Raw genomic sequence first — 26,795 nt, 5'->3', positions numbered from 1 at the left:
GATGGGGAAGATGGCGTCCGGCCGCAAACGGCTCGCCGTGTTCAAGTTCGCTTCCTGCGACGGGTGCCAGCTCACCCTGCTGGACTGCGAGGACGAGCTGCTCGCTCTGGCCGGCACGGTGGAGATCGCACATTTCACCGAGGCCACGCGGACCTCGCTGCCGGGGCCGTACGACCTGGCGCTGGTCGAGGGATCGATCACCACGGCCGAGGATGCCGAGCGGATCCGCCGGGTCCGGGCGGACTCCCGGTTCCTGGTGGTGCTCGGCGCCTGTGCCACCGCCGGCGGGATCCAGGCGCTGCGGGACTTCGGGGATGTCCGCGAGTTCACCGAGGCCGTCTACGCGCGCCCGGAGTACATCAGCACCCTGGAGCGCTCCACGCCGATCGCCGACCACGTCCCGGTCGACTTCGAGCTGCGCGGCTGCCCGATCGACCGGGGCCAGCTGCTGGAGGTCGTCACCGCGTACCTGGCCGGCCGCAAGCCGCGGATCCCGGACCGCAGCGTCTGCTTCGAGTGCAAGGCCCGCGGCACCGTGTGCGTGACCGTCGCCGACGGCACGCCGTGCCTGGGACCGGTGACCCACGCCGGCTGCGGCGCGATCTGCCCGGCCTTCCGGCGCGGTTGTTACGGCTGCTTCGGCCCGGTGCGCGACCCCAACACCGCGGCGCAGATCCGGCTGCTGCGCACGCAGGGCGAGAGCCCGGAGCAGATCGCCCGGGTCTTCCGCACGTTCAACGCGGCCAGTCCCGCGTTCCGGGCGGCCGCGCGGAGTCTCGAGGAAGAAGAGGAGGGCGGTCATGACGCATCGTCATGAACGCACGCTGCGCGTGGGGTCCCTGGCCCGCGTGGAGGGCGAGGGCGCCATGCACATCCGGCTCGACAAGGGCGGCCGGGTGGAGCAGGCCAGGTTGGAGATCTACGAGCCGCCGCGTTTCTTCGAGGCCTTCCTGCGCGGCCGGGCCCACACCGAGGCGCCGGACATCACCGCGCGGGTGTGCGGCATCTGCCCGGTGGCGTACCAGATCAGCGCGTGCCGGGCGATGGAGGACGCCTGCGGCGTGACCGTCGACGGGCAGCTGGCCGAGCTGCGGCGGCTGTTGTACTGCGGCGAGTGGATCGAGAGCCACGCGTTGCACGTCCACCTGCTCCACGCCCCGGACTTCCTGGGCTACGCCTCGGGGATCGAGATGGCGCGCGACCACCGGGCGGACGTCGAGCGCGGACTGGAGATCAAGAAGGTCGGCAACGCTCTGATGGCCCTGGTCGGCGGACGGGCGATCCACCCGGTGAACGTCCGGCTCGGCGGCTTCCACCGGGTGCCGACGCGCCGGGAGCTGACGCGGTTCGCGCCGGAGCTGCGGCGGGCCCTGGACCTGGCGCTGCGGACGGTGATCTGGGTGGCGGGCTTCGACTTCCCCGACGTCGAGGCCAGGCACCGGCTCGTGGCCGTCGACGCCGGGGACCGGTACCCGATCGACGGTGGCACGCGGATCGGGACCGATGCCGGATACGGCTTCTGGACCAGCCACTTCGAGGATTACGTGTTCGAACGCCAGGTCCCCCACTCCACAGCGCTGTACGCCGAGCTCGCCGACGGCAGCACCTACCTGACCGGCCCTCTCGCGCGCTACAGCCTGCACTCGGCGACGTTGTCCGAGCAGGCCGCGACCGCGGCGCGCGCGGCCGGTCTGGGTGCCGAGTGCCGGAACCCGTTCCGGAGCATCGTCGTGCGCGCGGTGGAGACGGTCTACGCGCTCGAGGAGGCGCTGCGGATCATCGAGGCCTACGAGCCGCCGGACCGGGCCTGGGTGGCGGTGCCGCCGCGCGCCGGGCGCGGAACGGGTGTCAGCGAGGCTCCCCGGGGGCTGCTGTACCACCGGTACGACCTCGCCGCCGACGGGACCGTCCACCAGGCCCGGATCGTGCCGCCGACCTCCCAGAACCAGGCCGCGATCGAGGCCGAGCTGTGCGCGCTGGTGGAGGCGCACCGGGACCTGGACGACGCGGCGCTGACGGAGCTGTGCGAACAGGCCATCCGCAACTTCGACCCCTGCATCTCGTGCTCGGCGCACTTCCTCGACCTGCACCTGGAGCGGTCGTGACGGCCGCCGGACCGCCGGTGGTGATCGGGGTCGGCGAGGAGTTCCGGCACGACGACGCGGTCGGGCCGGCGGTGGTCGCCGAGCTGCGCCGGTCGGCGGTGGCCGGAACGCTGCCGCCCGGCACGCGGCTGGAGGTCTGCTTCGGCGAGCCGACGGAATTGATCGAGCTGTGGCGCGGGGCCGGGCTCGCGATCGTGGTCGACGCGGCCGCCGCCGATCCACGGGCCGGGCTCGCGGCGGGGGACGCGGTGCGGTGGGAGGTGTGCGGCCGGGGCCGGGAGCACCGGGAGCACCGGGAGCCGAACCGCGACCGGAGCGGGAAGCCCGCCGCGCGTCGCGACGCGTCCGCCGGGGCCGGGCGGCTGGCCGCCGGTCGCGGGTCTGGGCCCGGGTCCGGGTCCCAGCCCGGGTCCGGGTCCGAGTCCGGGTCCGAGTCCGGGTCCGGGTCCGAACCCGGGTCCGAACCCGGGTCCGAGTCCGGGTCCGGGTCCGAGCCCGGGTCCGTGGCGGTATGCCCCGGCCCCGCCGCCACCCACGGCCTCGGCCCCGGCGCGGCGATCGCGCTGGCCGAGATCCTGGACCGGCTCCCCGGCCGGCTGGTGCTGTTCGCCGTCGCGGGTGCCGACTTCGCGCCGGGTCCCGGGCTGTCGCCCGAGGTGGCGGAGGCGGTGCGGCGGGTGGCCGGGGACATCGCCGCGGAGCTGCGGGGGGAGGGTCTTTCGGCCCGGTCCGACGGGGACCTCCTGTCCTGGTCCGAAGCCGGCGCGCGGCCCAGGCTGGTCCCATGAGCAGCGATGTCGAAGAGGTCGCGCGGCACTGGCAGGTGCGCGGCACGGTGCAGGGCGTCGGCTTCCGGCCGTTCGCGTACCGGCTCGCCACCGAGCTGGGGCTGTCCGGCTCGGTCCGCAATCGGGCCGGCGTCGTCGAGATCGACGTCGTGGGCACGCCGGCGGCCCTGGCGGAGTACCGGGCCCGGCTGCTGGCCGACGCCCCGCCGCTGGCCGCGATCAGCGAGATCACCGAGATCACTGAGATCCCTGAGATCACCGAGATCCCCGAGGGCGGGCGCGGGACCGGGACCGGGGCACCGGTGCCCGACGGCACCGGGTTCCTGATCCTGGCCAGCAGCGACGACCCCGCCTCGGGACCCGCCCTCACGCCCTTCCCCGAAGTCCCGCCGGACGCGGGCATGTGCGATGCCTGCCGCGCCGAGGTGCTGGACCCCGCCGACCGGCGCCACGACTACCCCTTCACCAACTGCACCGACTGCGGCCCGCGCGCCACGATCATCGACGACCTCCCCTATGACCGGGCCCGCACCTCCATGGCCGGTTTCCCGCTGTGTTCGCGCTGCCGCGCCGAGTACCTCGACCCGGCCGACCGCCGCTTCCACGCCGAGCCGGTCGCCTGCCCGGACTGCGGTCCGCAGCTGGTCTGGCGGACCGGCCCTTGTCTGCCGGACCGGGCCGAGGCGGTCGGGCCGCAGGCTCTGGAGTTCGCGGTGCGACGGCTCGAGGACGGCGGCGTCATCGCCCTCAAGGGTCTGGGCGGCTACCAGCTGGTGTGCGACGCCACCGACGGCGAGGCGGTGGCCCGGCTGCGGACGGTCAAGCGCCGCCCGCACAAGCCGTTCGCCGTCATGGTCGAGGACCTCGCGGCGGTCCGGGCCCTGGCCTGCGTCACCGGAGCTGAGGAACGCCTGCTGTCCGGGTCCGCGCGGCCCATCGTGCTGGTCCGGCCGTGGCCCGCCGGCCGTCCCCTTCTCGCGCCCGGCGTCGCGCCGGACGCCCCGCGCCTGGGCCTGTTCCTCCCGACCACCCCGCTGCACCTGCTCCTGCTGCGCGCCGCGGGCCGGCCGCTGATCGTCACCAGCGGCAACGTCGCCGACACGCCGATCGTCATCGACGACGAGGAGGCCGCCGAGACCCTGGGCCGGCTCAGCGACGGGATCCTGGCCCACGACCGCCCGATCCGCGCCCGCTACGACGACTCGGTCGCGCGGGTCGTCCACGGCCGTCCCACGGTGCTGCGGCGCGCCCGGGGGTACGCGCCGGGGGCCCTCGACCTCCCGATCGCCGCGCCCCGGCCGCTGCTGGCCATGGGCGCCCAGCTCAAGCACACCTTCACACTGGCCGTGGGCGGCCACGCGGTGGTCGGCCCGCACACCGGCGACCTGTCCCACCTCGCCGCGCTGGAGGCCTTCGACGAGGCCGCGCGGCGCATGCAGCGCGTCCACCGGGTCCAGGCCGAGGTCGCCGTCCACGATCTGCACCCCGACTACCTGTCCACCAAGGCGGCGACCGCGTGGGAACCCGCCCGGCGTATGGCCGTGCAGCACCACCACGCGCACATCGCCTCCTGCGCGGCCGAGCACGGGATCACCGAGCCGGTCCTCGGCGTCGCCTACGACGGCCTGGGCCTCGGCGCGGACGGCACGCTGTGGGGCGGCGAAGTGCTCCTGGCGGATCTGAGCTCCTTCCGCCGCCTGGCCCGCTTCGGCACGGCGCCGATGCCGGGCGGCGAGGCGGCGGTGCGGCATCCGCTGCGCATGGCGCTGAGCTACCTGGCCGCGGGCGAGGAACTGGGCGGCCGGCGGCCGGACCGGGAACTCTTCGCCGACGTCCTGGCCGGGATCGGCGACCGGGAGCCCGAGTACGACAGGGTTCTGCGGCTGGCCCGGACCGGCACGCGGTCGCCGCTGGTCTCCAGCGCCGGCCGGCTCTTCGACGCGGCCGCCGCGCTGCTCGGGCTCTGCGACCACGCCGACTACGAGGGCCAGGCTGCGGTCCGCCTGGAGGCCGCGTCCCAGGGAGTCCTCGCCGAGCCGCTGCCCTGGCGGATCGCCGAGCGCTCGGGGCTGCGGGTGCTGGACGGCCTGACCACGCTGACCGCCCTGCTCACGCACCGCCGCGACGGCGTCCCGGTCCCGGAACTCGCCGCCGCTTTCCACGAGGCGCTCGCCCGGGCCACCGGGGAACTGGTGCGGACCTGCGCGGCCGACACCGGCGTCCGCACCGTCTGCCTGTCCGGCGGGGTGTGGCAGAACCAGCGCCTGACCGAGGCCGTGGCCGGTGAACTCGAGGACGACGGATTCCGGGTCCTGATCAACGAACGGGTGCCGACGAACGACGGCGGCATCAGCTTCGGGCAGGCCGCGGTCGCCGCGGCGCGGCTGGCGACGGGCTGAGGGGCGGACCATGTGCCTGGCGATCCCGGGACGGCTGGAGAGCGTCGAGCCGGCCGATCCCTTCCCGGTGGGGACCGCCGACTTCGGCGGCGTCCGCAAGCAGGTCTGTCTGGCGTTCGTGCCGGAGGCGGCGGTCGGCGACTACGTGCTCGTGCACGTCGGGTTCGCCATCGGCGTCATCGACGAGCAGGAGGCGCTGCGCACGCTCACGGTGCTGCGCGCGATGGGGGACGTCATCGAGACCGAGCTGGCCGGAGGCCCGTCGTGAAGTACCTGGAGGAGTACCGCGATCCGACGCTGGCCCGCCGCCTGCTGGCCGAGCTCGCCGCGGTCGCGACCCGGCCGTGGCACCTGATGGAGGTCTGCGGCGGGCAGACGCACACCCTGGTCCGGCAGGGCATCGACGAGCTGCTTCCGGCCGGGATCCGGATGATCCACGGCCCCGGCTGCCCGGTGTGCGTGACCCCGGTCGGGGTGATCGACCGGGCGCTGGAGCTGGCCGCCCGGCCCGGCCTGGTGTTCACCAGCTTCGGCGACATGCTGCGGGTGCCCGGCACGTCCACCAGCCTGCTGCGGATCAAGGCTTCCGGCGGCGACGTGCGGGTGGTCTACTCCCCCGCCGACGCGGTGCGGATGGCGGCCGCCGAACCGGACCGCCAGGTGGTGTTCCTGGCGGTCGGCTTCGAGACCACGGCCCCGGCGAACGCCGCCGCGGTGCTGCTGGCGGAGTCCCTGGGCCTGGCCAACTTCAGCATGCTGGTGAGCCACGTGCTGGTGCCCCCGGCGATCACGGCGATCCTGGAGGACCCGGAGTGCCTGATCGACGGCTTCCTCGCCGCCGGACACGTCTGCGCGGTCATGGGCTACACCGAGTACGAACCCCTCGCCGCGCGCTACCGGGTGCCGCTGGTGGTCACCGGCTTCGAGCCGCTGGACCTGCTGGAGGGCATCCTGATGGCGGTGCGCCAGCTGGAGTCCGGGCGGCACGAGGTGGAGAACCAGTACGCGCGCGCCGTCCGGCGCGACGGCAACAAGGCCGCGCAGGACACGATCCGCCGCGTCTTCCGGGTCGCCGACAAGGACTGGCGCGGGATCGGCACGATCCCGGACAGCGGCCTGGTCCTCGCTCCGGAATACGAGCGCTTCGACGCCTGGAAACGCTTCCCGGCCGGGCCCCGCCCGCCGGAGCCGGCGTCGGAGTGCGTCGCCGGGCAGATCCTCACCGGGCTGAAGGTCCCGACCGGCTGCCCGGCCTACGGCACCCGCTGCACACCGCGACATCCGCTGGGCGCGCCGATGGTGTCCTCGGAGGGCACGTGCGCGGCGTTCCACTCGGCGGGCCGGATCGCGCCACCGCTGATGACGTCGACGGAAGGACCCTTGTCATGACCGCCAGCCCGCTGTCCGTCTCGTGTCCCGCGCCGGTCGCCGAGACCGAGCACGTCCTGCTCGGCCACGGATCCGGTGGTCTGCTGTCCGCCGAACTGCTGCGGGACGTGATCCTGCCGGCGTTCGGCCCGGCCGCCGAACCGGACCGGCCGTTGGAGGACGCCGCCGTGGTGCGGCTGCCCGCCGCCGAGGTCGTCATGAGCACCGACTCGTTCGTCGTCGACCCCTTGTTCTTCCCCGGCGGGGACATCGGGTCGCTGGCCGTCCACGGCACGGTCAACGACCTGGCCATGATGGGCGCCGTGCCCAGGGCGCTCGCGGTGGCGTTCATCGTCGAGGAGGGCTTCGGACTGGACGAGCTGGCCCGGGTGTCCCGGTCGCTGGGCCGGGCCGCCGACGCCGCCGGGGTGCGGGTGGTCACCGGCGACACCAAGGTCGTCGGCCGCGGCGCCGCCGACCGGCTGTTCATCACGACGACCGGACTGGGCGTGCGCCTGCCGGCCGCGCGGCCGTCGGCGGGACGGGTGCGGCCCGGCGACGTGCTGCTGCTGTCCGGGCCCATCGGCCTGCACGGGGTCACGATCATGTCCACGCGGTCCGGGCTGGGATTCGAGACCGAGGTCGGCTCGGACTCGCAGCCGCTGCACCACGTGGTCGCCGCGGCGGTGGCGGCGGGCGGGGACGCGGTGCACGCGCTGCGCGACCCGACCCGCGGCGGGGTCGCCTCCGCGCTGAACGAGCTCGCCGCCGCCTCCGGTGCCGGCGTGGTGGTGGAGGAGACGGCGCTCCCGGTGCCGGAGCCGGTGGCCGCGGCCTGCGATCTGCTGGGGCTGGACGTGCTGCACGTCGCCAACGAGGGCTGCCTGCTGGCGTTCGTCGCGCCCGAGCGGGCCGACGCCGTGCTGGCGGCCATGCGGTCCTGTCCCGAGTCCGCGGGCGCGGTCCGGATCGGCCGGGCGGTGGCCGAGCACCCGGGGCGCGTGGTGGTGCGCACCGGGATCGGGGCGGAGCGGGTCCTGGACATGCTGGTCGGCGAGCAGCTGCCGCGGATCTGCTGACGGCCGGTTCACAGGGGCGGTAGGGACCAAGGACCCGGTACTCCGGGACCACTGCCCCATGCCGTGGGCGACTCAGGCACCGGATACTCGGGAGAGACGAAAGACTCGTATTTTCTCCCTGAAGGGCATGTGCCTGAGATGACCGATGCCGCCCTGTCCCCTTCCGCCCCGCTCTCCCGCGCCGACCTGGACCTGATCGACGGGTACTGGCGGGCTGCGAACTTCCTGTCGGTGGGCCAGATCTACCTGCTGGCCAACCCCTTGCTGCGAGAGCCGCTGCGCAAGGAGCATGTCAAGACCCGATTGCTCGGCCACTGGGGCACGACGCCGGGCCTGAACCTGATCTACGCGCACATGAACCGCGCGATCAAGGCCAGGGACCTGAACGCGATCTACATCGCAGGGCCCGGCCACGGCGGGCCCGGCCTGGTGGCCAACACGTATCTGGAAGGCACCTACAGCGAGTTCTACCCCGCGATCGGCCGGGACGAGGACGGTCTGCGCAAGCTGTTCCGCCAGTTCTCCTTCCCCGGCGGCATACCGAGCCACGTGGCGCCGGAGACTCCCGGGTCCATCCACGAGGGCGGCGAGCTGGGCTACTCGCTGTCGCACGCGTTCGGGGCCGCGTTCGACAACCCCGACCTGCTGGTGTGCTGCGTCGTGGGCGACGGCGAGGCCGAGACCGGTCCGCTGGCCGCGTCGTGGCACTCCACCAAGTTCCTGAACCCGGCGCGCGACGGCGCGGTGCTGCCGATCCTGCAACTGAACGGCTTCAAGATCGCCAACCCGACGGTCCTGGCCCGGATCCCGCGCGAGGAACTGGACCGGTTGTTCGAAGGGTACGGATACCGCCCGATCACGGTCGAGGTCACCGACCCCGAGGACCACGACGCCGCGCACCAGGCCTTCGCCGCGGCGCTGGACGACGCGCTGGACGACATCAAGCGCATCCAGGCGGAGGCCCGGGCCGGCTCCGGCGACGACGGCGCGGCCACCGCCGAACGCCCCCGCTGGCCGATGATCATCCTGCGCTCCCCGAAGGGCTGGACCGGCCCCAAGACGGTGGACGGCAAGCGCACCGAAGGCAGCTGGCGCTCGCACCAGGTGCCGTTGAGCAACCTGCACGAGGACCCGGAGCACCTGCGGCAGCTGGAGGAGTGGCTGCGCTCCTACGACCCGGACAGCCTGTTCGACGCCCGCGGCGCGCTGCGCCCGGAGCTGGCCGCGCTGGCCCCGGAGGCCGAGCGGCGCATGGGCGCCAACCCGCACGCCAACGGCGGCATCCTGCTGCGCGAGCTGGACCTGCCGGACTTCCAGGACTACGCGGTGGAGGTCAAGCAGCACGGCAGGGAGTCCAGCGAGGCCTGCCGGGTCCTCGGCGGTTTCCTGCGCGACGTGATGGCCGACAACGAGGAGCACGCGAACTTCCGCGTCTTCGGCCCGGACGAGACCGCCTCCAACCGGCTCGGCGCCGTCCTGGAGGCCACCGGCCGCACCTGGCTCGCCGACGCCGAACCGGGCGACGACGCGGACCTGGCCCCGGACGGACGCGTCATGGAGATCCTGTCCGAGCACACCTGCCAGGGCTGGCTGGAGGGCTACCTGCTGACCGGCCGCCACGGCTTCTTCTCCTGCTACGAGGCCTTCATCCACCTGGTCGACTCGATGTTCAACCAGCACGCCAAGTGGCTGAAGACGACCCGCCAGATCCCGTGGCGCCGGCCGATCGCGTCGCTGAACTACCTGCTCACGTCGCACGTCTGGCGCCAGGATCACAACGGCTTCTCGCACCAGGACCCGGGCTTCATCGACCACGTGGTGAACAAGAAGGCCGACATCATCCGGGTCTACCTGCCGCCGGACACCAACACCCTGCTGTCCGTCGCCGACCACTGCCTGCGGTCCAAGCACTACGTCAACGTCGTCGTGGCCGGCAAGCAGCCCGCGCTGAACTGGCTGTCGATGGACGAGGCGATCACCCACTGCACCCGCGGCATCGGCATCTGGGACTGGGCCAGCACCGACACCGGCGGCGAGCCGGACCTGGTCCTCGCCTGCGCCGGCGACATCCCCACCCTGGAGACCCTGGCCGCCACGGCCATCCTGCGCGAGGCCTTCCCCGAGTTGCGGATCCGCGTGGTCAACGTCGTCGACCTGATGCGTCTGCAGCCGTCGTCCGAGCACCCCCACGGTCTGTCCGACCGCGAGTTCGACGCCCTGTTCACCCGCGACAAGCCGGTGGTCTTCGCCTACCACGGCTACCCGTGGCTGATCCACCGGCTGACGTATCGCCGTACCAACCACCACAACATCCACGTCCGCGGGTACAAGGAGGAGGGCACCACCACCACGCCGTTCGACATGGTGATGCTCAACGATCTGGACCGCTACCACCTGGTCATCGACGCCATCGACCGGGTGCCCGGTCTGGCCGACCGGGGCGCGCACCTGCGGCAGCAGATGGTCGACGCGCGGCTGCGGGCGCGGGCGCACACTCGGGAGACCGGGGACGACCTGCCGGAGATCCGGGACTGGGTCTGGCCCTTCGACTGAGCCGACCGTGGCGGCGGCGCCGACCACTGCCGAGTACCGCTGAACGCAATCTCACTGAATACCGCTGAGCACTGCTGCCCCGATCGTCTCTCCGGAGACGACGGGGCAGCAGTGCTTTCGACCCGGGCGACGGGGGCCGCATGGCCCTGGGGCGGCGTGCCGTCGCTTGAAACGGTGGAGATATCCAAACAACCCGCCGGCAAGGAGTACATGGTGATCCACACAACGGTCGATACGGAGCCGGTCCAGATCCACCTCGTTCTGCGGGGCGACGTCTCGGCCGCGGACGGCGAGTACGCCCGGACCAAGGTCGCCGCGCTCACGGCCAAGTTCCGCGTCCCGATCCTGTTCGCCCGCCTGAAGCTGACCCGCGGCACCAACCCGCCCGGGCGCCGCCCGGCGCTGGCCCAGGTGAACGTGGAGGTGAACGGCCGCCCCGTGCGGGCCCAGGTGGCGGCCGAGGGCATGCGCGAGGCCATCGACCTGCTCATAGCCCGGCTGCAGACGGGACTGCACCACGCCGTCGAGGGCCGGGGCGTCCACCACGGCGGCGGCCTGCGCGACCGGGCCGCCAAGGGCGGCACCGACCACCGTTCCGCCCGGCCGTCGGAAGACCGCGAGGTGGTACGGCACAAGACCTACTCGGGGACGAGCACGACGCCGGACGACGCGGCGTTCGAAATGGAGCTGATGGACTACGACTTCCACCTGTTCACCGACTCGGCTACGGGCCGCGAGAGCGTGGTCTACCGGACCGAGGACGGCGGTCATCAGCTGGCCAGGATGGAGGGCGACGAGGCGTCCGATGTGCCACCGGCGCCGGAGCTGAGCCTCGCTGAGGCGCGGGAGCGGCTGGACGCGGGCGGTGCGCCGTTCGTGTTCTACGCCGATCGGACGACCGGGCGTGGCAACGTCCTGTATCGGCGGTTCGACGGCGACTATGGGCTGATCACACCCACGACCTCCGCCTGACGCCGCGCAAGCTGCGGGAAGCCGACAAGCCTTCGCCCTGTGTCGTCTTGGACGACACAGGGCGAATCGCTTGCCTGGTTGTAGTCCGCGCGCGTCGGTCTTTCCGGGTTGGGCGCGAGGGTCCTCCTCGCTATGAAGTTGTAATGTTGCAGGTGGCGGCATGGATGCACAAAGCACGTAGCATGATCGGCTGTGGCCGACGAAGACCTTCCCGACGACCTGATCGAGCTCAAGCTCGCGTTCTGGGCCGCCGACAGACTCTGTGCAGACATCGCCGAACGGGCTGTGCCCTCAGATCCGGGCCTGGCTGCCCAGCAGGATGCGGAACTGCACATGGCCCGCACGAAACGGGCCGCGATCGTCAGCAAGCTGTACGCCCACAAGTGGTGGGGCCAACAGCCGAACCGCCAAGCAGCCGACCAGAAGATCACTGCGGCGGCGAAGGCCCGCACCGCCACCTGATCCGCTACCGGCCGGTCAGCGTGATCTGACTGCCGACCGCGGCTGCCGCCCCGAAGGAGTCACCCCCGAGGAGGCGGCGCCTCGGCCTTCTAAGCCCTACGAACCTTCCGCGCACTGAACCAAGCAACCCGACGCCGCACATGCCGCGTCACCAGGTCCCGCCGACGGCGATGCGGCGGTGCGGTCTCGAGTCCGTAGAAGATCCTTTTGCCCATCTCGATGAGCACCAGGTAGCCCACGATCATCACGACCAGCACGGCGAAGAACCCCACGGGCAGTGCCTCGAAGCCGAGGACCGGACCGAGCGGTGAGCCCGGTAGAGCGGTGCCGACCACCACCACGCCCAGCACGGACAGGATCAGGGGCCTGCTGGCGCGGCTGTGGAAGAACGGGACGCGGCGGGTGCGGATGGCGAAGATGACCAGGGTCTGGGTGGCCAGTGACTCGACGAACCAGCCGGAGCGGAAGAGTTCGGGGCCGGCGTGGAAGACCCCCAGCATGACGGCGAAGGTCAGGAAGTCGAACAGGGAGCTCAGGGGGCCGAAGGCGAGCATGAAGCGGCGGATGAAGCCGATGTCCCAGTGCGAGGGCCGGCGCAGTTGCTCCTCGTCGACGTTGTCGGTGGGGATGGCCAGCTGGCTGGTGTCGTAAAGCAGGTTGTTGAGCAGGATCTGCGACGGCAGCATCGGCAGGAAGGACAGGAACAGGGACGCGCCGGCCGCCGAGAACATGTTCCCGAAGTTGCTCGAGGTGCCCATCAGCACGTACTTGATCGTGTTGGCGAAGATGCGGCGGCCCTCCGCGACGCCGTCGGCGAGGACGCCGAGGTCCTTCTCCAGGAGGATCACATCGGCGGCGTCCTTGGCGACGTCGGTGGCCGAGTCGACGGAGATGCCGACGTCGGCGGCGTGCAGGGCCAGCGCGTCGTTGACGCCGTCGCCGAGGAACGCGACCCCTCCGCCGGCCCGGCGCCGGACCCGGACGATGCGCGCCTTGTGCTCCGGGGTGACGCGGGCGAACACCACGGTCCGCGGCAGAGCGGCGGCCAGGGCGTCGTCGTCGAGGTCGTCGAGGTCGGCGCCGGTCAGCACGGCGACACCGTCGCCGCCGCCGCCGTCCCCCAGTCCCAGATCCCGGCACACCTTCGCCGCCACGACCGGGTTGTCGCCGGTGACCACCTTCACGGCGATCCCGAGGCCGGCCAGCCGCCGCAGCGACTCGGCCGCGTCCGGCTTGGGCGGGTCGTGGAACACCAGAAGCCCGACCAGGGTGAGCCCGGCCTCGTCCTCCGGACGCGGAGTCCGCGCCTCCTCGGCCGGACGGACGGCGACGGCGACCACCCGGTTGCCGGCGGCGAACTCCGCGTCCAGCGCGACGCGGGCCTGCGGCGGCACGTTCCGGCACCGGTCCAGAACGCGTTCGGGCTCGCCCTTGACGACCAGCGCCAGCGTTCCGGCCGCGTCGCGGGTCAGGACCGACACCAGGCGGCGCTCGTGATCGAAGGGCAGGGTGCCGATCCGGTCCAGGCCGCGGAGCCCCTCCAGCACGGACACGACCGCCGCGGACCGCCACAGCGCCTGGTCGAGCGGGTTCCCCCCGACCGCCGGCCCGCCGTCCGTCGCGTTCTCGGTGCACAGCAGGCCCCATCGCATGACGTCGTCGCGGTCGTGGCCGTCGGCCGGGACGGCGCGGGCGAAGTCGATGCGGCCCAGGGTGAGGGTGCCGGTCTTGTCGGTGAAGAGGGTGTCGACGTCGCCGAGGTCCTCGATGCACACCAGACGCTTGACCAGGACCTTGCGCCGCGTCATCCGCCGTGAACCGGCGGCCAGGCTCGTCGACACCACGGCGGGCAGCAGCTGGGGGGTGATGCCCACGGCGATCGCCAGGGAGAACAGCAGCGCGTCGATGACCGGCTTGTGGAGCAGCACGTTCATCACGAAGATCGAGGTGGTCAGCGTCCCGGCGACCCAGACCAGCAGCATCGAGAACTTCCGCAGGCCGATCTGGAACTCGGTGTCCAGCGGATGGGTGTCCAGGCCGGCGGCGATCGTGCCGAACTCGGTCCGGGCGCCGGTCGCGACCACGACGCCGGACCCGCTGCCGGCGTGGACCACCGTGCCCATCAGCGCGCACCCGGCCAGTTCGGCCAGGGGGGTCCTGGCCGGGGTCGCGGCGACCCGCTTGTCGACCGGCATCGACTCCCCGGTCAGCACGGACTCGTCGCAGGCCAGCCCGGTGACCCCGAGCAGGCGGACGTCGGCCGGCACGATGTCGCCCAGCCGGAGCTCGACCAGGTCGCCGGGGACGAGGGTGGTGACGTCCACCGGGATCCGGCGGCCGCCGCGGGTGACGACGGCCTGGTGGTGGATCTGCGAGTGCAGCGCCTCGGCCGCCTTCTCCGCCCGGTACTCGTTCACGAACCCGAGCCCCACCGACAGCACGACGATGACCCCGATGATGACGGCGTCGCCGCGCTCGCCGACGAAGAAGGAGGCGAGCGCCGCGGCCATCAGCAGACCGAGCAGAGGCGAGCGCAGCTGGTGCCACAGGACGGTGAACGGCCGGGCGTGGTGCGAGGAGACGGCGTTGGGACCGTGGCGCTCCAGGCGCCGGGCGGCCTCGTCGTCCGACAGGCCGGTCGCGGGGTCGACGGCGAGGGCGGCCAGCAGGTCGGCCTCGGAACGGGACGCCGCCGAGACGATGTCCGTCGGTGCTTCCGCCGGCGGAGGACCTGGCGAGGCGGCCGTCTCCGTCATGGTCGCCATTCTCGTCTCCTCATCCGCTCACCGACACCGACTCTCCCATCGCATCGCGTCCACGATCGCGGTGACAGAGTCCAAAGGCCCGGAGCCGGCGCCGGTCTCGGGCCGTTCGGCCCGGATCAATCGGGCGTAAAGACTCTGAATAGGGACAAAACGTGGCGGGACTCTGGAGGTGAGAACAGCACCTCCCGCAAGCCTCCCGAAAGCGACGGACCATGATCACCTCCATTCAGGACCAGGCGCCGCACCGTCCCCCCGACCCCGTGGTCGCGCATCGCACGGAGCGCGGTCTGCGCCCCGAGCACATCCAGGACGCCCACCGTGACGTCATCCTGGCCGTCCAGCGCGGTCTGGCCGCGAACTGGGAGACCGACCGGCCGCGGATCGCCGTGGTCGAGCGCAACGGCGTCGCCACCGTCTACGTCAGCACGGTCCGCACCCTGGATCCGGCCGTTCGGGCGGACGTGCGGGGCTCGGTCCGGTCCGCGCTGGAGCCCTACCTCCGGCTCGCCTCGTACACGAACGTGGTGTTCTTGTGGCGTGAATGAGGGAGGCCGCGGTTCTAGGCTGAAGGGGTGGACAGCGAGAAGATCGGTGTGTTCCTGCTGGACGACCACCAGGTGGTGCGGCGGGGACTGAAGGACATGCTCGAAGACGAACCGGACTTCGAGGTGGTCGGCGAGGCGGCGACAGCCGCCGAGGCCCTGGCCCGGGTCCCGGCGCTGCGCCCGCGGGTGGCGGTGCTGGACGTCCGCCTGCCCGACGGCGACGGCGTCACCGTGTGCCGGGAGCTGCGCAGCAAACTGCCGGATCTGAACTGCCTGATGCTCACCTCCTTCGCCGACGAGGAGGCCCTGTTCGACGCCATCATGGCCGGCGCCTCCGGCTACCTGCTCAAGCAGACCCTCGGCCCGGACCTGGTCTCCGCCGTCCGCACCGTCGGCTCCGGAGAATCGCTGCTCGACCCGCGCCTGGCCACCAAGGTGATGGCCAAGCTCCGCGCCGCCGACCAGCAGAAGGACCCGCTGGCCCAGCTGACCGTCCAGGAGCACAAGGTCCTGGATCTGATCGGTGAGGGCCTGACCAACCGCCAGATCGCCGACCGCCTGTTCCTGGCCGAGAAGACGGTGAAGAACTACGTCTCCGCGCTGCTGGCCAAACTCGGGCTGACGCGGCGGGTCCAGGCCGCCGTGATGGTCTCGGAGATCAAGTCCGGGCAGGCCCGGCACCGCTGAGCGGGAGGGGTACCGCCCTCACCGCTCCAGCGGCACCCGCCACACCAGCACCGTCCCCCCGCGCTCCCCGGGGCCGACCGTGAAATCGCCCCCGAGTCCGGCGGCGCGGTCGGCCAGGTTGTTCAGGCCGCTGCGACGCCCGCCCTCCGGCAGTCCGACGCCGTCGTCGGCGACGCGCAGCTCCAGGGAGCCCTCGACCGTCTCCAGGTCGACCTCGGCGCGGGTGGCCCCGGCGTGCCGCGCGACGTTCGACAACGCCTCGCGCACCACCGCCAGCGCGTGTTCGACCGCCTCCTCCGGCACCTCGTAGTCCACCGGGCCGGTGAAGCGCACCGACGGGGCGAAGCCCAGGGCCGCGGTGGCGTCCTGGCACACCTCCAGGACCTGGGACCGCAGGCCGGGCGCCGTCTCGGGGGAGCCGTGCTCGGACAAGGCGAAGATGGTCGAGCGGATCACCTTGATGGTGTCGTCCAGGTCGGCCACGGCCTTGCCGACCCGGTCCCGCACCGCCTGCTTTTCGGTGATCTTCAGGACCGACTGCAGGGTCATACCGGCCGCGAACAGCCGCTGGATCGCCAGATCGTGCAGGTCGCGGCCGATCCGGTCCCGGTCGGCGAACAGGGCCAGCAGGTCGGCGTCGGCCCGGCGGGCGGCCAGCTCCAGCGCCACCGCCGCCTGGCCGCCGACCTCGGTCAGCATCCGCACCGCCCCGGCGTCGAACGGCAGCGCCCCGTACCGCTTGCCCGCCACCAGCACGCCGCGGGCCCGCCCGGCGCCGCCCAGCGGCGCGATGTAGGCCGGGCCGAGGCCGAGCTCCTTCCACACCGGCCGGTCGTCCCACTCGCCGTCGGCCAGCGCGCGGCCCACGCCGCTGGTGAACGCCTCGCCGACCTCGGATCCCTCGATCGGCGAGGCCACGCCGCGGATCCGCTCGGCGCCGGTTCCCGAGGCGACCTCGGCCACCAGCTGCCCGGCCGCGGCGTCCGGAAGCGAGACCACCACCAGGTCCGCACCGGAGAGCTCGCGCAACCGCTCGACGAGCACGGCCAGCACGTCGCGGGTGTCGGCGCCGGAGAGCAGGCCGCGGGTCAGCTCGGCGGTCGCCTCCATCCGCCGCTGGCGCCGCTTCGCGTCGTCGTACAGGCGGGCGTTGTCGATCGCCACCCCGGCCGCGGCCGCCAGGGTGGTCAGCAGCGTCTCGTCGTCGGCGTCGAAGACGCCCCCGCCGCGCTTCTCGGTCAGATAGAGGTTGCCGTAGACCGCGTCCCGGACCCGGATCGGCACACCGAGGAAAGTCCGCATCGGGGGGTGGTGGTCGGGGAACCCGAAGGACGCCTCGTGCGCGGAGATGTCACTCAGCCGCAGCGGCACCGGGTGCCGGATGAGCTGCCCGAGCAGGCCCATCCCCGTCGGGAAGGGCCCGATCGCGTCGATCTCGGCCTGGCTCAGGCCGACGGTCACGAACCGCTCCAGCCGCTCCCCCGTGCTGTCGATGACGCCCAGGGCCCCGTACTGCGCGTCCACCAGCTCGGTCGCGGTGGCGATGATGGTGCTGAGCACCTGGTCCAGCTCCAGGCCGCCGGAGACCGCCAGCACCCCCTGCAGCAACTGCTGGACCCGGTCCCGGGTGGCCCGGATCTGCGTCACGCGCGAGATCAGCTCGTCGAGCAGCTCGTCGATCCGCAGCTGCGGGAGCAGTTGGCTCCTCGGCTCGCCCGGACCCCGGTCCGCCATCCCAGGCCGCCTTTCGGACGATTCGCGGGCTGATGGCCCACATCGGCCCGTCATCTCATGCATACCTTAGCCCGCCGGGGATGCCCTGACACGGCGCGGCCGCGCGACACCCGACGCCCCCGCCGCACGGGGCCGGGCCGGACAGCCCATCGCCCGCCGGGACCTACGGCCCTGCCCGCCAGCCGGGCGACGGCGGAGACTCGGAACCAGGTCCGGATCCGGACCGGTACAGACGCCAGCCGCCGGGAGGACCCCATGGGTCGCAGCACCTTCGACGCGACCACCCGGCCGGGGCCCTCCGCGCCGGGCCTGTCCACGGAGCAGGCCGCCGCCCGGTGGGAGCGGGACGGGCCCAACACGGTGCCGCCCGCGCCGCCGCTGCCGCTGTGGCGGCGCGTCGGCAGCCAGCTGCGCGACCCGCTGATCCTGGTCCTGCTGGTCGCCGCCGCGCTGACGGCCGGCACCGGCGACTGGCCGGACATGGGCGTGATCCTGCTGGTGATCGTCATCAACACCACCGTCGGGGTGGCCCAGGAGGTCCGCGCCGACCGCGCCGTCGCCGCGCTGGGCGCCCTGGCCGCGCCCGCCGCAAGGGTGGTGCGCGACGGCGTCGAGCGCTCGCTGCCCGCCGCCGGGCTCGTCGTCGGCGACCTGGTGGTGCTCGGCGAGGGCGACGTCGTCCCGGCCGACGCCGACCTGACGGAGGCGGCCGGGCTGCTGGTGGACGAGTCGGCGCTGACCGGCGAGTCCGTGCCCGTGGACAAGGCGCCGGCCCGCGACGCGGCGCTGTCGGCCGGGACGGTCGTGGTCAAGGGCCGCGGTCGCGCGGTGGTCACGGCGACCGGCGCGGACGCCGCGACCGGACGCATCGCGGCGATGCTGGCCCCCGTCAGCGCCCTGACCCCGCTGCAACGCCGGCTCGCCGACGTCGGCAAGCTCCTGGCCGCCGCGGCGATCGTCCTGAGCGCGGTCGTGCTGGCCCTGGGCCTGGCCCGCGGCCAGAGCGCCGAGCTGATGGTGGTCGCGGCGATCAGCCTGGTGGTGGCCGCGGTGCCGGAGTCGCTGCCCGCGGTGGTCACGCTGGCCCTGGCGCTGGGCGCGCGGCGGATGGCCGGGCGCGAGGCCCTGGTGCGCCGGCTCCCGGCGGTGGAGACGCTGGGGTCGGTGACGGTGCTGGCCACGGACAAGACCGGGACCCTGACCGAGGGCCGGATGGCGGTCCGGCGGCTGTGGACCCCGGAGGGCGGAACAGAAGGCGAAATAGAAGGCAGAACAGAGGGCGGAACAGAGGGCGGAACGGAGACCGCCGGCGCCGGCCCGAGCCCGGCGCTGGCGGCGCTGCTGACCGCGGCGGTGCTGTGCAACGACGCCACCCTGCGGCACGGAGACGAAGGCACGGAGGAGACGGCGCTGGGCGATCCGACCGAAACGGCGCTGCTCTCCACCGCCGCGGCGGCCGGTCTGGACCGCGACGTCCTGCGCTCCCGCACGCCGCGGATCGCCGAGCACCCCTTCGACAGCGACCGCAAACGCATGACCACCGTCCACCGGAACGACGACGGCACGGTACGCGTCATCTGCAAAGGCGCCCCGGAGATCGTGCTGACCCGCCGCATCGTGGACGCCGACCCCGTGCTGCTCCACCGAGCCGCCGAGCAGGCCGAGCAGTGGGCCCGCGACGGACTCCGCGTGCTGGCGGTGGCCGGCGTGGAGGCACGCTCCCGACCCACCGTGGAGGCGGACGAGGGCGCGCACCCGGGCTCCGGCCCGAGCGCGAACGCCGACACCGACACCCACGCCGACGCCGACGCCGCCGACCACGACGAACGCCATCTGCGCCTCCTGGGCCTGATCGGCCTCGCCGACCCGCCCCGCCCGGCCGCGGCCGCGACCGTCGCGGCCTGCCGCCGGGCCGGCATCCGCCCGGTCCTGATCACCGGCGACCACCCCGGCACCGCCCGGGCCGTCGCCGCCGAGGTCGGCATCCTCACCCCCGACGCCGCGACGGCCCCGGTCGTCGACTGCCGGGAGGGGCTCACCGAGGAGCAGGCGGCGACGGGCTCGGTGTTCGCGCGCGCCACCCCCGCCGACAAGCTCACGATCGTCAAGGCCCTGCGGAGCCGGGGCGACGTGGTCGCGATGACCGGCGACGGCGTCAACGACGGTCCGGCGCTGCGCGCCGCCGACATCGGCGTGGCCATGGGCGGCCGCGGCACCGAGGTCGCGCGCCAGGCCGCGGACCTGGTGCTGGCCGACGACGACCTGGACACCGTGGTCGCCGCCGTCGAGGAGGGGCGCCGGGTGTTCGCGAACATCCGCCGGTTCCTCGCCTACGCCCTGGCCGGCGGCGCCGCCGAGATCATCGTCATGCTGCTCGGCCCGGCGCTGGGCTTCCCGCTGCTGCTCCTGCCGGCGCAGATCCTGTGGATCAACCTGCTGACCCACGGCCTGCCCGGCGTGGCCCTCGGCGGCGAGCCTCCGGAGCCCGGAGCCATGGAGCGCCCGCCCAGGCCGCCGGCTCAGAGCATCCTGGGCGCCGGGCTCTGGCAGCGGGTCGTGCGCGTCAGCCTGGTGCTGTCGGCCGTCACGCTCGGCGTCGCGGTGTGGGGCCACCACACGGGGCGCCCCTGGCAGAGCATGGCGTTCTTCGCCCTCGGCACGGCACAACTGGGAGTCGCGATCGCCTCCCGCGCCCGGACGGGCGGCCGGGCCAATCCCCTGCTGCCGGTCGCCGTCGCCGCCGCACTCGGCCTGCAGGTCGCCGCCCTGTATGTCCCGGTGCTACGGAACCTGCTGTCCACGACGCCGCTGTCCGCGATGGAGCTGGTGACCGTCACGGCCGTCTCGACGCTCGGGTTCGCCGCCATGGCCGCCGACCGCCGCCTGCGTCCCGCCCCGGGCCCGCCCGGAAACCAGGGTCTTTCGACCCGCCGCCGCCGGGACCAAGTGGTCTAGTCCAGCACGGACCAGCGCGCGACGCTGGAGCCGGCGGTGAGGGACACCGTCGGCGAGGAGGAACAGGCCATGACCGCCACAGCAGTCGAGACCCGGACGCGAGCCTGGGAGGGCTTCGCCCCCGGCGCTTGGCGCACGGACATCGACGTCCGCGACTTCATCCAGAGCAACTACACGCCCTACACCGGCGACGCCGGCTTCCTCGCGGGCCCGACGCCGCGCACGACGGCGCTGTGGGCGGACCTGCGGAAGATGTTCGTGGTGGAGCGCGAACGCGGCGTGTACGACATCGACGTCTCCACCCCGGCGTCGATCACCGCCCACGCTCCCGGGTACCTCGACCGCGACCACGAGATCATCGTCGGCCTGCAGACCGACGCGCCGCTCAAGCGCGCGATCATGCCGAACGGCGGCTGGCGGATGGTGGCGGCGAGCCTGGCCGCCTACGGCCGCGAGCCGGACCCGAGGATCGCGGAGATCTTCACGAAGTACCGCAAGACCCACAACGACGGCGTCTTCGACGCCTACACCCCCGCCATCCGCGCCGCCCGGCGCGCCGGGATCATCACCGGGCTGCCCGACTCCTACGGCCGGGGCCGGATCATCGGCGACTACCGGCGGGTCGCGCTGTACGGGGTCGACCGGCTCATCGAGGCCAAGCACGCCGACCGGGCCGCGCTGGACGGGCGCTGGGCCACCGAGGACGTCATCCGGGACCGCGAGGAGCTGGCCGAGCAGATCAGGGCCCTGCACGAGCTCAAGGAGATGGCCGCCGGCTACGGGTTCGACGTCTCCGGCCCGGCCCGGGACGCGCGCGAAGCGGTCCAGTGGCTGTACTTCGCCTACCTGGCCGCGGTGAAGGAGCAGAACGGCGCGGCGATGTCGCTGGGCCGCGTCTCCACCTTCCTCGACGTCTACTTCGCCCGCGACCTCGCGGCCGGGACGCTCACCGAGGAGCAGGCGCAGGAGATCGTCGACGACTTCGTCATCAAGCTGCGGATCGTCCGCTTCCTGCGCACCCCGGAGTACGACGAGCTGTTCTCCGGCGATCCGACCTGGGTCACCGAGGCGATCGGCGGCGTCGGCCGCGACGGGCGCCCGCTGGTGACCCGCACCAGCTTCCGGTTCCTGCAGACCCTGTACAACCTGGGCCCGGCGCCCGAGCCGAACCTGACGGTGCTGTGGTCGGCGGCGCTGCCGCGCGCGTTCAAGGAGTTCTGCGCGCGGGTCTCGATCGACACTAGCTCGATCCAGTACGAGTCCGACGACCTGATGCGTCCGCGGTTCGGCGACGACACCGCGATCGCCTGCTGCGTGTCCGCGATGGCCGTCGGCGAGCAGATGCAGTTCTTCGGCGCCCGCGTGAACCTGGCCAAGGCCCTGCTGTACGCGATCAACGGCGGCCGGGACGAGATGACCGGCGAGCTGGTGGCCCCGGGGTTCGAGCCGCTCGCGGGCGAGTACCTGGACCCCGCCGAACTCGACGCCGCGTTCGACCGGGTCCTCGACTGGCTGGCCGAGACCTACGTCCACGCCCTCAACGTCATCCACTACATGCACGACAAGTACGCCTACGAGCGCATCGAGATGGCGCTGCACGACAGCGACGTCGAGCGCCTCATGGGCTGCGGGATCGCCGGGCTCGCGGTGGCCGCGGACTCCCTGTCGGCCGTGAAGCACGCGCGGGTTCGGGTGCTGCGCGACGCCACCGGCCTGGCCACCGACTTCGAGGTCCAGGGCGCCTTCCCGGCCTACGGCAACGACGACGACCGGGCCGACGCGATCGCCGTCGATCTGGTCGAGCGGTTCATGGCCAAGGTCCGGAAGCACCCGACCTACCGCGGCGCGCGCCACACCCAGTCGGTCCTGACCATCACCTCGAACATCGTCTACGGCCACAAGACCGGCAACACCCCCGACGGGCGCCGGGCCGGCACCCCGTTCTCGCCCGGCGCGAACCCGATGAACGGCCGTGACTCCCACGGCCTGGTGGCGGCCGCGCTCTCGGTGGCCAAGCTCCCCTACGACCAGGCGCTCGACGGCATCTCGCTGACCGCGACGATCGTGCCCTCGGCGCTGGGCCGGGCGCCGGGCGAGCGGGCGGCGAACCTGGCCGGGATCCTCGACGGCTACACCGCCTGCGGCGGCTTCCACATGAACGTCAACGTCCTGGACCGGGCCACGCTGGAGGACGCGATGGCGCACCCTGAGAACCACCCACAGCTGACGATCCGCGTCTCCGGGTACGCCGTGAACTTCGTCCGGCTGACCCGCGAGCAGCAGCTCGACGTGATCAGCCGCACGTTCCACGAGAAGGCCTGAATGGCTGCCGCGGCGGAGCGGGAGACGGTGGCGGGGGCGGTGAACAGCTGGGATCTGAGCACCGGCGTCGACGGCCCGGGCACCCGGTTCGTGGTGTTCACCGCCGGCTGCCCGCTGCGGTGCCTGTACTGCCAGAACCCCGAGACCTGGCGGATGCGGGACGGCGCGCTGACCAGTGCGGCGGACCTGGTGGCCCGGGCGAGCCGGTTCACGCCCTTCATCAGGGCCTCCGGCGGCGGCGCGACGGTCAGCGGCGGCGAACCGCTCCTGCAGCCGCGTTTCACGTCCGCGCTCCTGCGGGGCTTCCGGGACCTGGGTCTGCACACCGCTCTGGACACCTCCGGACACCTCGGGGCCCGCGCCGACGACGCTCTCCTGGACGCGACCAGCCTGGTGCTGCTGGACGTGAAGTCCTGGGACCGGTCGCTGTACCGGCGGCTGACCGGTGCCGAGCTGCACCCCACGCTGGTCTTCGCCCGCCGGCTGGCCGAGCGGGGCGTCCCGGTGCACCTGCGCTTCGTCCTGGTGCCGGGCCTGACCGACGGGGCGGCGAACGTCTCCGGCGTCGCGCGCTTCGCCGCCTCGCTGGGCAACGTCGAGCGGGTGGACGTCCTGCCGTTCCACAAGCTCGGGGCCGGCAAGTACCGCGCGCTGGGCATCCCGTTCCCGCTCGCCGAGACGCCGACGCCCACGGCGGAGCAGGTGGGCGAAGCCCGCCACCGGTTCGCCGCCGCGGGGCTGAGGGTCTACTGACGGTCTGCCAGCGGTCCGCTGGCGGTCTACTGACAGTCCGCCGGCGGGTCTGCTGACGGTCTGCCGACCGCGGCCGGGTGCGGATGGGGCCGCAGGTCCCCTCACAAGCGGGACCTTGGGCCCTGATCAGGGCGCGCTCCACCCACGACTCTGGAAGAGGACTGATTCACCGATCGGAAGGGACACGACCATGACCGGCCCGGTGGTCGTCGGCATCGACGACTTCGAGCACAGCGAACACCTGATCACGGTGGCGGCGCGCGAGGCGGAGCAGCGCGGTTCCGCGCTGTGGCTCGCCCACGCCTACCACGGCTTCGCCCCGGTGACCCAGGGTGTGCCGCCGGACTACACGCCCGAGGAGATCGTGCGCGACCTGGCGACGTCGCAGCTGACGGCGCTGGTGCCGGAGATCCGGGCCCGGCACAGCGGCCTGCACGTCGAGACCGCCGTCGTCACCGGCCCGGCGGCGCCGGCGCTGGCCGTGCTGGCGGACACCGCCTCGCTGCTGGTGGTGGGCGGCCGCGGGCGCGGCGGCCTGGCCGGGCAGCTGCTCGGGTCCGTGGCGCTGCGGACGCTGGCCCGGGCGCACTGCCCGGTGCTGGTCGTGCGCGGCGTCTCGGAGCAGGCCACCGGGCGCGTCATGCTCGGCGTCGACGTCGACGACCCGGCCACCGGGCCCGAGGTCGTGGGCTTCGCGTTCGAGGAGGCCGCCCTCCGGAACGCCGGCCTCTACGCGTTCCACGCGTGGGAGGACCCCTCGATCCTGTACACGTACGGCAGCCAGGCGTTCCGCGCCGAGCAGCGGACCGAGGCGCTCAAGCGCTGCCACGACGCCCTGGCCGAGGCCCTGGCCCCGTGGCAGAAGAAGTATCCGGAGGTCAGCGTGACCAGCGAGGTCCTGACCGGGGTGCCGACCAAGCTCCTCGTGGAGTCCACCCAGCTGGTGGACCTCGTGGTCATCGGCGCCCGGGCGCGGCACGACGGGGAGGACGGGATGCGCGTCGGGGCGATCGCGCACACGGTGCTGCACCACGCCGCGTGCCCGGTGGCCGTGGTCCCCGATCGCTGACCCGCGGGGCGATCCTTGGTGGAACGCGGTGAGTCGCGATGGATCGCGGTGGGTCGCGATGGCCCAGGCGGCTCAGATAGCCCAGATGGCCCAGCGGCCCGTGGCGGAATCGTCCGCCACGGGCCGCTGGGTTCCCGGGGTGGTTCGGCCGGATACGGATCCGCCGTCCGCGGTCGCCGACAGCTCTCTTCTCTGACCACGACAGCACACTGCGCGGCAGGCCGGGCCTGCCGCGCAGTGTGCTTGTTCCGTGGTTCCACCTCAGCGCCGCCCGGTCCGCAACACCTCCAACCGCGAGCGGTATTCGGTCTCGTCGATCTCCCCGCGCGCGAAGCGCTCGGCCAGGACGCGCTCGGCGGCGCGGTCCTCGGCCGGCACCGGCGTCCGGCGCCGGTCGGCGGTCCACAGCCGGTAGAGCACCACCGCGACCACCGCGAGCAACGCCCAGACCAGGACCGTCCCGGAGGCCATGGCGAACCAGCCCCAGGCGCCCATTCCGTGGCCGTACCCGTACATCATCGTCGTCCCACCTGCCCTCACAGTGTGCTGACCGCTTCGGCGGCGATCTCGGCGATCCGCCGCCGCTCCTCCTCCAGCCGGTCCCGCTCGGCCGTCCAGGCGGCCGTCTCGGACTTCTGCCAGCGGTGCGGTCGCCGGGCGCGCAGTTCCTCCAGCGCCAGGCGCCACTCCAGGTCCTCCACCGCGGCCTTCAGCAGCTCCGGCCTGTCGAGCACCATCCGCACCGGCACCCGGGTGCCGGCCGAGGCCAGCATCAGGTTCCAGCTCCGCGGGTCGGTGGGCTTCAACCGCCGGTGCAGCCGGATCCGCGGGCGGCTCTCGTGAACACGCCGGACCGGCGTCGGTGCGTGCTCGGGGAACGGGGTCATCTCGGTCACCTCCTGGTCGAACCGCTGCGGACGGCCCGGCGTGGCCGGCCGTCACCGTCATCGTCGCCGGAGGGCGACCGCGCACGTCAGAGCCGCACTTCCCGCTTCGTGCCGGTCCTGGGACCCGCCGCCACCGGGTCCTTCGCCTCTGTCCGCGCGGGCCCGGGCGTGGGAAAGCTGGGAGTGGACCGCAGTGGACCGCACCGGAGCATTTCCCGAGGCACTGGAGGACGCCGTGACCGCCACCGTGACCCGCCCCGTCGTCGTGGGCGTCGACGACCTCGAGCACAGCGCCCGAGCCGTGACGGCCGGCGCCCGCGAGGCCCGGCTGCGCGGGGCGCCGCTGTGGCTCGCCCACGCCTACCACTGGCTGCCGCCGGTCGTGGCCGGCGTGACGCCGGGCGGCGACACCCCCGAGGGCGCCGTCCGCGACGCCGCGACCGCCCTGCTCTCCCGGGCCGTGGCCCGGACCCACGCCGAGTTCCCGGACCTGGAGATCCACGACTACGCGATGAGCGGCCACCCCGGACCCGCCCTGGCCGACCTGGCCGAGGACGCCGCCCTGCTGGTCATAGGCGGCCGCGGGCGCGGCGGGTTCGCCGGGATGCTGCTCGGTTCGGCCGCCCTGAGCACCGTGGCCCACGCCCGCTGCCCGGTCCTCGTCGTCCGTGGCGAGCGGGAAGCCCGGCCGGCGGAGGCCGGCGGACGCGTGCTCGTCGGCATCGACGTCCTGGCTCCGACCACCGGGACGGAGGTCCTCGGGTTCGCCTTCGAGGAAGCCGCCCTCCACGGATACGGTCTGCGCGCCGTACACGCCTGGGAGGACCCCGGATCCTTCTATCCGGTCGCCGTCGGCCACCACCCCCGCGAGACCCTCGACGAGATGGACGCCGAGCGCCGACGCCGGCTGGACTCCCTCATCGCGCCCTGGCGGAGGAAGCACCCCGACACCATCGTCGAAACCCAGGTCGTCACCGGTCCGCCCAGCAAGAAACTCGTAGAGTCCAGCCGTACGGCCGACCTGCTCGTCATCGGCGGCCTGCACTACACCGGCAGCACCGGGATCCGCCTGGGCGGCCTGGGCCACACCCTGCTGCACTACGCCCACTGCCCGGTCGTGGTGGTGCCCGAAGGCTGACCGTCTCACCGGACACCCGGCGGTATCCCCACCGGGCCGAAGGTCCCTGGTCGACCGGGTCCTGCGGCGCTGCCGGACCCGGACGCCGAGACCGACGATGACGGTGTGGCCGACGACGGTCACCAACCAGGCCGGCGAGGAGAGAGAGCTTATGAGCACCGACACCACCGGATCGCTGACCTTCCTGGGCGGGGCCGGCACCGTGACCGGGAGC

21 protein-coding genes are annotated in these 26,795 nt (G+C 73.2%); 17 read left to right on the top strand and 4 right to left on the bottom strand.

The genetic code is table 11. The features are described 5' to 3' along the window. Position 1: 1 nt before the first annotated feature. From ABD466_RS40575 to ABD466_RS40530, 10 genes are all read left to right on the top strand, one after another. On the top strand, positions 2-817 hold the full coding sequence (locus tag ABD466_RS40575; protein WP_425558863.1) for an NADH-quinone oxidoreductase subunit B family protein: 816 nt from the start codon (positions 2-4) through the stop codon (positions 815-817). Continuing rightward, the gene (locus ABD466_RS40570) at positions 801-2,105 is read left to right on the top strand and encodes a Ni/Fe hydrogenase subunit alpha (RefSeq protein WP_344662627.1); all 1,305 of its coding nucleotides are present in this window, start codon (positions 801-803) and stop codon (positions 2,103-2,105) included. The genes ABD466_RS40575 and ABD466_RS40570 overlap by 17 nt, the downstream gene beginning before the upstream one ends. Next, positions 2,102-2,893, top strand: a complete 792-nt coding sequence (locus ABD466_RS40565; RefSeq protein WP_344662626.1) for a hypothetical protein — start codon at positions 2,102-2,104, stop codon at positions 2,891-2,893. The genes ABD466_RS40570 and ABD466_RS40565 overlap by 4 nt, the downstream gene beginning before the upstream one ends. Continuing rightward, positions 2,890-5,292, top strand: a complete 2,403-nt coding sequence (gene hypF / locus ABD466_RS40560) for a carbamoyltransferase HypF (protein WP_344662625.1) — start codon at positions 2,890-2,892, stop codon at positions 5,290-5,292. The genes ABD466_RS40565 and hypF overlap by 4 nt, the downstream gene beginning before the upstream one ends. A gap of 10 nt (positions 5,293-5,302) precedes the next feature. Beyond that, positions 5,303-5,560, top strand: coding sequence for a HypC/HybG/HupF family hydrogenase formation chaperone (locus tag ABD466_RS40555; RefSeq protein ID WP_344662624.1), 258 nt, complete (start codon positions 5,303-5,305; stop codon positions 5,558-5,560). Continuing rightward, a complete protein-coding gene (gene hypD / locus ABD466_RS40550) occupies positions 5,557-6,681 on the top strand; it encodes a hydrogenase formation protein HypD (protein ID WP_344662623.1) in 1,125 nt (374 codons plus the stop codon). The genes ABD466_RS40555 and hypD overlap by 4 nt, the downstream gene beginning before the upstream one ends. Continuing rightward, a complete protein-coding gene (gene hypE / locus ABD466_RS40545; RefSeq protein ID WP_344662622.1) occupies positions 6,678-7,739 on the top strand; it encodes a hydrogenase expression/formation protein HypE in 1,062 nt (353 codons plus the stop codon). The genes hypD and hypE overlap by 4 nt, the downstream gene beginning before the upstream one ends. 138 nt (positions 7,740-7,877) lie before the next feature. Next, entirely contained in the window at positions 7,878-10,292 is a 2,415-nt protein-coding gene (locus ABD466_RS40540; protein WP_344662621.1) for a phosphoketolase family protein, read from the top strand. Positions 10,293-10,502: 210 nt separating this feature from the next. Next, positions 10,503-11,264: a sigma 54 modulation/S30EA ribosomal C-terminal domain-containing protein gene (locus ABD466_RS40535; RefSeq protein ID WP_344662620.1), complete on the top strand. Its 762-nt coding sequence runs from the start codon at positions 10,503-10,505 to the stop codon at positions 11,262-11,264. Between the two features lie 192 nt (positions 11,265-11,456). Further along, positions 11,457-11,726 (top strand): hypothetical protein, encoded by a 270-nt coding sequence (locus ABD466_RS40530; protein WP_344662619.1) that lies wholly within the window; start codon positions 11,457-11,459, stop codon positions 11,724-11,726. Positions 11,727-11,815: 89 nt separating this feature from the next. Here ABD466_RS40530 and mgtA read toward each other — a convergent pair whose 3' ends face one another. Continuing rightward, complete coding sequence (mgtA, locus tag ABD466_RS40525; protein WP_425558862.1) at positions 11,816-14,491, bottom strand: magnesium-translocating P-type ATPase; 2,676 nt, start codon at positions 14,489-14,491, stop codon at positions 11,816-11,818. A 212-nt stretch (positions 14,492-14,703) separates the two neighbouring features. Between mgtA and ABD466_RS40520 the strand changes: the two genes are divergently transcribed. Then, the gene (locus ABD466_RS40520) at positions 14,704-15,036 is read left to right on the top strand and encodes a hypothetical protein (RefSeq protein WP_344662618.1); all 333 of its coding nucleotides are present in this window, start codon (positions 14,704-14,706) and stop codon (positions 15,034-15,036) included. A gap of 27 nt (positions 15,037-15,063) precedes the next feature. Then, a complete protein-coding gene (locus ABD466_RS40515; protein WP_344662617.1) occupies positions 15,064-15,723 on the top strand; it encodes a response regulator in 660 nt (219 codons plus the stop codon). A gap of 18 nt (positions 15,724-15,741) precedes the next feature. On the opposite strand, the gene ABD466_RS40510 is transcribed toward ABD466_RS40515, so the two are convergent. Continuing rightward, positions 15,742-17,457, bottom strand: a complete 1,716-nt coding sequence (locus tag ABD466_RS40510) for a sensor histidine kinase (RefSeq protein ID WP_344662616.1) — start codon at positions 17,455-17,457, stop codon at positions 15,742-15,744. Between the two features lie 255 nt (positions 17,458-17,712). Here ABD466_RS40510 and ABD466_RS40505 point away from each other — a divergent pair, with 255 nt between their 5' ends. The 4 genes from ABD466_RS40505 (at position 17,713) to ABD466_RS40490 (ending at position 24,556) form a co-directional block, all read left to right on the top strand. Then, entirely contained in the window at positions 17,713-20,412 is a 2,700-nt protein-coding gene (locus ABD466_RS40505; protein WP_344662615.1) for a cation-translocating P-type ATPase, read from the top strand. A gap of 69 nt (positions 20,413-20,481) precedes the next feature. Further along, positions 20,482-22,734 carry a formate C-acetyltransferase gene (pflB, locus tag ABD466_RS40500; RefSeq protein ID WP_344662614.1) on the top strand — a complete coding sequence of 751 codons (2,253 nt, stop codon included), beginning with the start codon at positions 20,482-20,484 and terminating at the stop codon, positions 22,732-22,734. Beyond that, positions 22,735-23,487, top strand: coding sequence for a pyruvate formate-lyase-activating protein (gene pflA / locus ABD466_RS40495; RefSeq protein ID WP_344662613.1), 753 nt, complete (start codon positions 22,735-22,737; stop codon positions 23,485-23,487). 190 nt (positions 23,488-23,677) lie between these two features. Continuing rightward, complete coding sequence (locus tag ABD466_RS40490; RefSeq protein ID WP_344662612.1) at positions 23,678-24,556, top strand: universal stress protein; 879 nt, start codon at positions 23,678-23,680, stop codon at positions 24,554-24,556. A 261-nt stretch (positions 24,557-24,817) separates the two neighbouring features. Here the strand turns inward: ABD466_RS40490 and ABD466_RS40485 are convergent, their stop codons facing one another. Then, the gene (locus ABD466_RS40485) at positions 24,818-25,075 is read right to left on the bottom strand and encodes an SHOCT domain-containing protein (RefSeq protein ID WP_344662611.1); all 258 of its coding nucleotides are present in this window, start codon (positions 25,073-25,075) and stop codon (positions 24,818-24,820) included. A 17-nt stretch (positions 25,076-25,092) separates the two neighbouring features. Continuing rightward, positions 25,093-25,443, bottom strand: coding sequence for a hypothetical protein (locus tag ABD466_RS40480; RefSeq protein WP_344662610.1), 351 nt, complete (start codon positions 25,441-25,443; stop codon positions 25,093-25,095). A 235-nt stretch (positions 25,444-25,678) separates the two neighbouring features. Between ABD466_RS40480 and ABD466_RS40475 the strand changes: the two genes are divergently transcribed. Then, a complete protein-coding gene (locus tag ABD466_RS40475) occupies positions 25,679-26,581 on the top strand; it encodes a universal stress protein (RefSeq protein ID WP_344662609.1) in 903 nt (300 codons plus the stop codon). The last annotated feature ends 214 nt before the right edge of the window (positions 26,582-26,795 follow it).

The sequence above is a fragment of the Catenulispora subtropica genome (genome assembly GCF_039531675.1).
In the GTDB taxonomy this organism is placed as follows: Bacteria; Actinomycetota; Actinomycetes; order Streptomycetales; family Catenulisporaceae; genus Catenulispora; species Catenulispora subtropica.
Note: the sequence above shows the minus strand (reverse complement) of the source record. Positions and strands in the feature narration are given on the sequence as shown.

Excerpts from the sequence above, each read along its gene's own strand:
- ABD466_RS40510 (WP_344662616.1), bottom strand. The coding sequence starts at position 17,457 with ATGGCGGACCGGGGTCCGGGCGAGCCGAGGAGCCAACTGCTCCCGCAG.
- ABD466_RS40535 (WP_344662620.1), top strand. The coding sequence starts at position 10,503 with ATGGTGATCCACACAACGGTCGATACGGAGCCGGTCCAGATCCACCTC.
- ABD466_RS40520 (WP_344662618.1), top strand. The coding sequence starts at position 14,704 with ATGATCACCTCCATTCAGGACCAGGCGCCGCACCGTCCCCCCGACCCC.
- hypE (WP_344662622.1), top strand. The coding sequence starts at position 6,678 with ATGACCGCCAGCCCGCTGTCCGTCTCGTGTCCCGCGCCGGTCGCCGAG.
- pflA (WP_344662613.1), top strand. The coding sequence starts at position 22,735 with ATGGCTGCCGCGGCGGAGCGGGAGACGGTGGCGGGGGCGGTGAACAGC.
- ABD466_RS40575 (WP_425558863.1), top strand. The coding sequence starts at position 2 with ATGGGGAAGATGGCGTCCGGCCGCAAACGGCTCGCCGTGTTCAAGTTC.
- mgtA (WP_425558862.1), bottom strand. The coding sequence starts at position 14,491 with ATGGCGACCATGACGGAGACGGCCGCCTCGCCAGGTCCTCCGCCGGCG.
- ABD466_RS40480 (WP_344662610.1), bottom strand. The coding sequence starts at position 25,443 with ATGACCCCGTTCCCCGAGCACGCACCGACGCCGGTCCGGCGTGTTCAC.
- ABD466_RS40490 (WP_344662612.1), top strand. The coding sequence starts at position 23,678 with ATGACCGGCCCGGTGGTCGTCGGCATCGACGACTTCGAGCACAGCGAA.
- ABD466_RS40555 (WP_344662624.1), top strand. The coding sequence starts at position 5,303 with ATGTGCCTGGCGATCCCGGGACGGCTGGAGAGCGTCGAGCCGGCCGAT.
- pflB (WP_344662614.1), top strand. The coding sequence starts at position 20,482 with ATGACCGCCACAGCAGTCGAGACCCGGACGCGAGCCTGGGAGGGCTTC.
- hypF (WP_344662625.1), top strand. The coding sequence starts at position 2,890 with ATGAGCAGCGATGTCGAAGAGGTCGCGCGGCACTGGCAGGTGCGCGGC.
- ABD466_RS40505 (WP_344662615.1), top strand. The coding sequence starts at position 17,713 with ATGGGTCGCAGCACCTTCGACGCGACCACCCGGCCGGGGCCCTCCGCG.
- ABD466_RS40540 (WP_344662621.1), top strand. The coding sequence starts at position 7,878 with ATGACCGATGCCGCCCTGTCCCCTTCCGCCCCGCTCTCCCGCGCCGAC.
- ABD466_RS40570 (WP_344662627.1), top strand. The coding sequence starts at position 801 with ATGACGCATCGTCATGAACGCACGCTGCGCGTGGGGTCCCTGGCCCGC.
- ABD466_RS40485 (WP_344662611.1), bottom strand. The coding sequence starts at position 25,075 with ATGATGTACGGGTACGGCCACGGAATGGGCGCCTGGGGCTGGTTCGCC.